At 74.1% G+C, this 5098-nt stretch carries 6 protein-coding genes and 1 pseudogene; 1 reads left to right on the plus strand and 6 read right to left on the minus strand.

Annotation, left to right across the window (positions count from 1 at the left end; translation table 11 throughout):
- Positions 1-261: pseudogene (locus GT030_RS21685) on the minus strand (rhodanese-like domain-containing protein); the annotation flags it as partial.
- A gap of 285 nt (positions 262-546) precedes the next feature.
- Here GT030_RS21685 and GT030_RS21690 point away from each other — a divergent pair.
- Entirely contained in the window at positions 547-1347 is an 801-nt protein-coding gene (locus GT030_RS21690) for a VOC family protein (RefSeq protein WP_161202533.1), read from the plus strand.
- 1 nt (position 1348) lies between these two features.
- On the opposite strand, the gene GT030_RS21695 is transcribed toward GT030_RS21690, so the two are convergent.
- From GT030_RS21695 to GT030_RS21715, 5 genes are all read right to left on the minus strand, one after another.
- Positions 1349-1999 (minus strand): thymidine kinase, encoded by a 651-nt coding sequence (locus GT030_RS21695; protein ID WP_161202534.1) that lies wholly within the window; start codon positions 1997-1999, stop codon positions 1349-1351.
- Between the two features lie 40 nt (positions 2000-2039).
- The gene (locus tag GT030_RS21700) at positions 2040-3230 is read right to left on the minus strand and encodes a nucleotide pyrophosphatase/phosphodiesterase family protein (protein ID WP_161202535.1); all 1191 of its coding nucleotides are present in this window, start codon (positions 3228-3230) and stop codon (positions 2040-2042) included.
- Complete coding sequence (locus GT030_RS21705) at positions 3230-3826, minus strand: DUF5998 family protein (RefSeq protein ID WP_086693215.1); 597 nt, start codon at positions 3824-3826, stop codon at positions 3230-3232. The genes GT030_RS21700 and GT030_RS21705 overlap by 1 nt, the downstream gene beginning before the upstream one ends.
- A gap of 1 nt (position 3827) precedes the next feature.
- Positions 3828-4220, minus strand: a complete 393-nt coding sequence (locus tag GT030_RS21710) for a hypothetical protein (RefSeq protein ID WP_161202536.1) — start codon at positions 4218-4220, stop codon at positions 3828-3830.
- An 11-nt stretch (positions 4221-4231) separates the two neighbouring features.
- A partial coding sequence (locus GT030_RS21715; protein ID WP_202460395.1) for an acetate--CoA ligase family protein occupies positions 4232-5098 on the minus strand: 867 nt, incomplete at its 5' end.

Here is a 5098-nt window from a genome sequence, read left to right on the forward strand (position 1 = left end):
GACGCCCGCGCGGCGCATAGCGGCGCCGAACTCCGCGAGGTCCGGCAGGGGATGGCGGCCGCGGGGGCCGGGGGGCGCGGCCAGCTCCCGGTCCAGGTCGACGAAGACCGCGCCGGGCAGGTGGCCGGCCTCGTAGGCGGCGCGGGCGTCGAAGGCGGGGGCGTCCGGTGCGCTCAGTTGCCAGCGCACGTCCAGCAGCGTCGGCGGGGTAGGCCCGGCCAGGTCCCGGGCCAGTTCGGCGGCGGTGATGATGACTGTCATGGCGCCATCCTCGCGCACGGGGTGGCCGCCACGCCCGGCTGCCACTACTCTGCTCGGCCGGACAGCCCCGGTCACACGGCGTACCGTATCGGGCACACAGTGTGCGTTCGGCGGCGCTCGCCGGTCATCGCCCGGAGGGCGAACGGCGGCCGACCGGACCTTCCGCCGGCCCGCGTGCCACCCCGTACCGGTGGCGGCCCGGGCACGCGGGCGCGGGCTACCGGCCCGGCCCGCGGGAAGCGGATGCGACGCGGCCCCCATGAGGGACCGGAGAGAGAGTGAGCGATGACCGAGGCACCGGAGTCGGCCGGCCCACGAGCGCCGCACGCACCCGGCACGCCGTGCTGGGTGAGCCTGATGACGCGGTCGGCGGACGCCGCCGAGGAGTTCTACGGGGCCGTGTTCGGCTGGGAGTTCCGGGCCGGCCCGCTCGGCCGCCCGGTGCGGGCTTCGCTGGGGGGCCGGGAGGTGGCCGTCATCAACCAACTCCCCGCGGACGCGGGGCTTTCGGCCGCCTGGACGCCCTATCTCGCCTCGGACGACGTGGACCTCACCGCCGAGCGGGTGCGGCTGTCCGGCGGCACGGTGGCGGTCGGCCCGCTGGACGCGGCTGAGAACGGCCGGGTCGCCATCGCCGCCGACCCCTCCGGAGCGGTCTTCGGCTTCTGCACCACCTGGGCCCACCCCGCCCCGAAGGGCGCCCGCGGACCGGGCCTGCCCGCGTGGACCGAGCTGCGGACGGTGTCGGCAGTGCGCGTGACGACGTTCTACGCGCGGGTGTTCGGCTACGAGGCGGAGCCGCCGGCGGCCCCGGACCACATCACCCTGCGCAGCGAGGGCCGTCCGGTGGTGGCCCTGCGCGGGATGGGGCACCGTCTCCCCCGCCCCCTGGGAGCGCACTGGCTGCCGCACTTCGAGGTGGCGGACACCGACGCCACGGTCCGCCAGGTGCTGGACCTCGGCGGCCGGCTGCTGGAACCGGCGTACGACGGCCCGTACGGCAGAGTCGCCACGGTGGCGGACCCGCAGGGGGCCCGGTTCGGCGTGGCGCGCAGGGTGGGGACGGTACCCCGGCCGCGCGGGTAGATCAGGCGGAGGTCACCGGCAGGACGTCCGGGGAGAGGGCGCCGGCCTGAGTGGAGGAGGCGGTCATCCGGCGGCGGTGGTGGCGGCGGCACAGGACCTCGTAGCCGATGGCCGTGGCGGGTCGGTTGACGTCGCCGACCACCACCTGCTCGCCCTCCACCACCATCTCGCCGCCGACCGTGCGGGCGTTGTGCGTGGCGCGGGCGCCGCACCAGCACATCGCCTCGACCTGGAGCGTCTCTATCCGGTCCGCGAGCTCGATCAGGCGCTGGGAGCCGGGGAAGAGCTTGGTGCGGAAGTCGGTGGTGATGCCGAAGGCGAAGACGTCGAGATCCAGGTCGTCCACCACGCGGGCGAGCTGGTCGATCTGCTCGGGGCTGAGGAACTGGGCCTCGTCCACGATCACGTAGTCGACCTTGCCGCCGCGCGACATCAGGGCGACGACATGGCCGTACAGGTCCATGCCCGGCATCGCCTCGACCGCGTCCGTGACCAGGCCGAGGCGGGAGGACAGCTTGCCCTCGCCGGCGCGGTCGTCCCGCGTGAAGATCAGGCCCTGGAGTCCTCGCGCCGAGCGGTTGTGCTCGATCTGCAGAGCCAGGGTCGACTTCCCGCAGTCCATCGTTCCGGAGAAGAACACCAGCTCGGACATGAGGGGTTGAGCACCTTTCGGCGAGAGGAGGGTGAGGAGTTCAGGAACGGACTTCGAGGAGGGGGACGAGCTGCTCGGCGGGGGTCATCGAGCCGTGGTTGCCGACCATCAGCGACTCCTTGGGCTCGCGCTCGGAGGCGGTGATCAGCACGTCGTCGTAGGCGGCGGCGACCACGTCACCGATCCTCGGGTACACGCGCTCGTCGACGTGCGGCCCGAACCAGCCGGTCTGCACGGCCTCGTCGCGGGAGGCGATCCAGAAGCGGTCGCCGAGGACCTCGCGCCAGCAGGTCAGCACGTCGTTCTCCGCGCCGGGCACCGCGTACACGTGCCGGGCGCGGCCCTCGCCGCCGAGGAGGGAGACACCGGCGCGCAGCTCCCAGTCCTCGTCGAAGTCGATGCGGTGCTCCTCGTCAAAGGGGATGTCGACCATGCCGTGATCGGCGGTGACGTAGAGCGCGCTGCGCGGGGGGAGCTGCTCGGCCAGGCGCTGGGCGAGCCGGTCGACGTACATGAGCTGGCCGCGCCAGGTGTCGGAACCGATGCCGTAGCGGTGGCCGGCGCCGTCGAGTTCGGCGTAGTACGTGTAGACCAGTGAGCGGTCCCCGGCGGCGAGCTGCTGGGCCGCGAGGTCCATGCGCTCCTCGCCGGCGAGGCTGCCGACGAAGGTGCCGCCGCTGAGCGCGACCTTGGTGAGCGGGGTGTTCTGGAAGTGCGGCGAGGACACCTGGGCGGCGTGCACCCCGGCGCGGTCGGCCAGCTCGAACACGGTCGGGTACGGCTGCCAGGCGTGCGGCGGGGTCCAGGGCTGCCAGCGGAGCTGGTTCATCAGCCGGCCGGTGTCCGGGTCGCGCACGGTGTAGCCGGGCAGGCCGTGCGCGCCGGGCGGCAGACCGGTGCCGACGGAGCCCAGCGAGGTCGCGGTGGTCGCCGGGTAACCGGCGGTGAGGGGGCGGCCGGTGCCGCCGCGCGAGCTGCCGAGCAGGGAGTTCAGGAACGGCGCCTCGTCGGGGTGGGCGCGCAGCAGCTCCCAGCCGAGGCCGTCGACCAGGAAGACGCAGACCCGGTCGGCGGGGGTCAGCTCGGTGATGGCCGGGGTCATGCCGGGGACGCCCAGGCCGGCCGCGAGGGTGGGCAGCAGGTCGGCGAGGGAGCCGTGGCCGTACTCGGGCAGCGGGGCGGAGGACAGGGCGAGGGGTTCCAGGGCGTCCCAGGGAGAGGGCTGGGACATCAGCGGGTGACGTCCGCGGTCGCCTCGGAGATGGACTGCGCGAAGGCGAGCGCCTGGCGCACGGTCTCCGGGCCGTCCCCGGCCTCGCTCACCCGCAGGCTGAGGTCGTCGGCGGTGGAGCTGCCGGTGTAGCCGTGGTCGGCCTCGCAGTTCGGGTCACCGCAGGCGGCGGGCTCCAGGTCGAGGCGGCTGACCGCGCCCCAGCCGATGGTGAGGACGACCTCGCGGGGCAGGGTGCCCGGCGTGTACTGCTCGGGGTTGGCCACCACCCGGCTGACCACGACGGAGGAGATCCGGCCGATCTTCACGGACTCGGTGGAGGTGGTGGCGTACGGGGTCGGGGAAGTGCCGTCGGCGGCCTGCTCGTCGGTGTGGCTGACGATGAAACGGTTGGCGGTCAGGACGAGGACGGTGACATGGCGGCGGACCTCGTTCTGGTCGAACGTGGTCTCCTGGTGGACCAGATACGACCGGACGGCCTCACCGCCGACAGCGGCCTCCACCGCCTCGGCCACGAGGGCCGGGTAGTAGCCGCTGCGCTCGATCGCCGTGCGAAGCCCCTGGGTCGTCGTACTGGTCTTGGCCATGGCGTCCATCCTAATCCGTGACCAGGTGCACTCCGGGCCAGTCGGGACGACCCGGCACCTCCCGCCGGACCAGTCCCGGCCGTATCTCGACGCCCTCGGCGGCGATGAGGCAGGAGACCGTTTCGCTGCCGCCGCCGTCGGCCTCGAAGGCCACGATCACCGGCGGGTCCTCGCCGAGCGACCGCGTCAGCCGGGCCCGCTCCTCGGCCGTGGGCGGCCGGAAGACGGGGTCCTGGAAGGCGAACGGGCAGGAGACCAGGGCCGGGGAGAGAAAGTGCACCTCCAGGCCGTGGTGGTGGGTGAGGTCGTGCCCGGCGGCGAGCCGGAACCGCCCGGCGTCCCAGCCGAGCACCTCCCAGTCCCACCAGCTCCCGTCGGGCAGCGCCCGGCCGGCGATCCGCATCGGACTCCCCCTCAGTACGCCGGCAGGGTGCGGGGGCCCAGGTCGGTGCGGGCCGGTGGGGGGGCGAGGCGGATGGTGGCGTCCAGGACGGTGGTGCCGTGCTGGGCCACGACCGCGGGTTCGAGGGTGATGGCCACTACCTCCGGGTGGTCGTCCACCAGGCGGGAGACCCTGAGGAGGAGTTCCTCCAGGGCGGGGGTGTCGACCGGGGTGGAGCCGCGCCAGCCGAAGAGGAGGGGGGCGGTGCGGATGGAGCGGATCAGGGAGGTGGCGTCCCGGTCGGTGACGGGGACGAGCCGGTGCGCCATGTCGTCCAGGAGCTGGGACGCGGCCCCGGCCAGCCCGAAGGACAGCACGGCACCGGCCGCCGGGTCGATGACCGCCCGTACGACGGTGTCCACACCTCGGGGTGCCATGGCCTGCACCACCGGCCGCAGTTGCTCGGGGGGCCCGAACAGATCGGTCAACTCGCCGTATGCCCGCCGCAGTTGTTCCTCGTCCGCGAGGTCGAGCCGGACCCCGCCGAGGTCGGCGCGGTGCCGCAGGTGGGGCGCGGTGGCTTTGAGGACGACCGGGTAGCCGAGACAGCGGGCGGCGGACGCGGCCGCGTCCGGGGTGGGCGCGGGCAGCGCGGGCCGGACGTGGATGCCGTAGGTGGCGAGCAGCTCGCGGGTGTCCTCGGGGCCGACGGCGAAGCCCTCGCCGCGTTCCAGCAGCCCGGCGATGATCTCGGCGGCCTTGCGCTCGTCGATGTCGTCGTACTCGGGCACCTTGCCGGGATCGGCGGCCTCGCGGCGCCACTGCCCGTACCGGACGGCCTCGGCCAGCGCGCGCACCGCGCGCTCGGCGGCGGGGTAGGCCGGGATCAGCCGGGGGCC

The organism is Streptomyces sp. SID1328 (assembly GCF_009865595.1).
GTDB lineage: Bacteria > Actinomycetota > Actinomycetes > Streptomycetales > Streptomycetaceae > Streptomyces > Streptomyces griseoluteus.

Bases quoted from the DNA above. Each gene is read 5' to 3' on its own strand.
- GT030_RS21695 (WP_161202534.1), bottom strand. From the start codon at position 1,999: ATGTCCGAGCTGGTGTTCTTCTCCGGAACGATGGACTGCGGGAAGTCG.
- GT030_RS21705 (WP_086693215.1), bottom strand. From the start codon at position 3,826: ATGGACGCCATGGCCAAGACCAGTACGACGACCCAGGGGCTTCGCACG.
- GT030_RS21700 (WP_161202535.1), bottom strand. From the start codon at position 3,230: ATGTCCCAGCCCTCTCCCTGGGACGCCCTGGAACCCCTCGCCCTGTCC.
- GT030_RS21690 (WP_161202533.1), top strand. From the start codon at position 547: ATGACCGAGGCACCGGAGTCGGCCGGCCCACGAGCGCCGCACGCACCC.
- GT030_RS21710 (WP_161202536.1), bottom strand. From the start codon at position 4,220: ATGCGGATCGCCGGCCGGGCGCTGCCCGACGGGAGCTGGTGGGACTGG.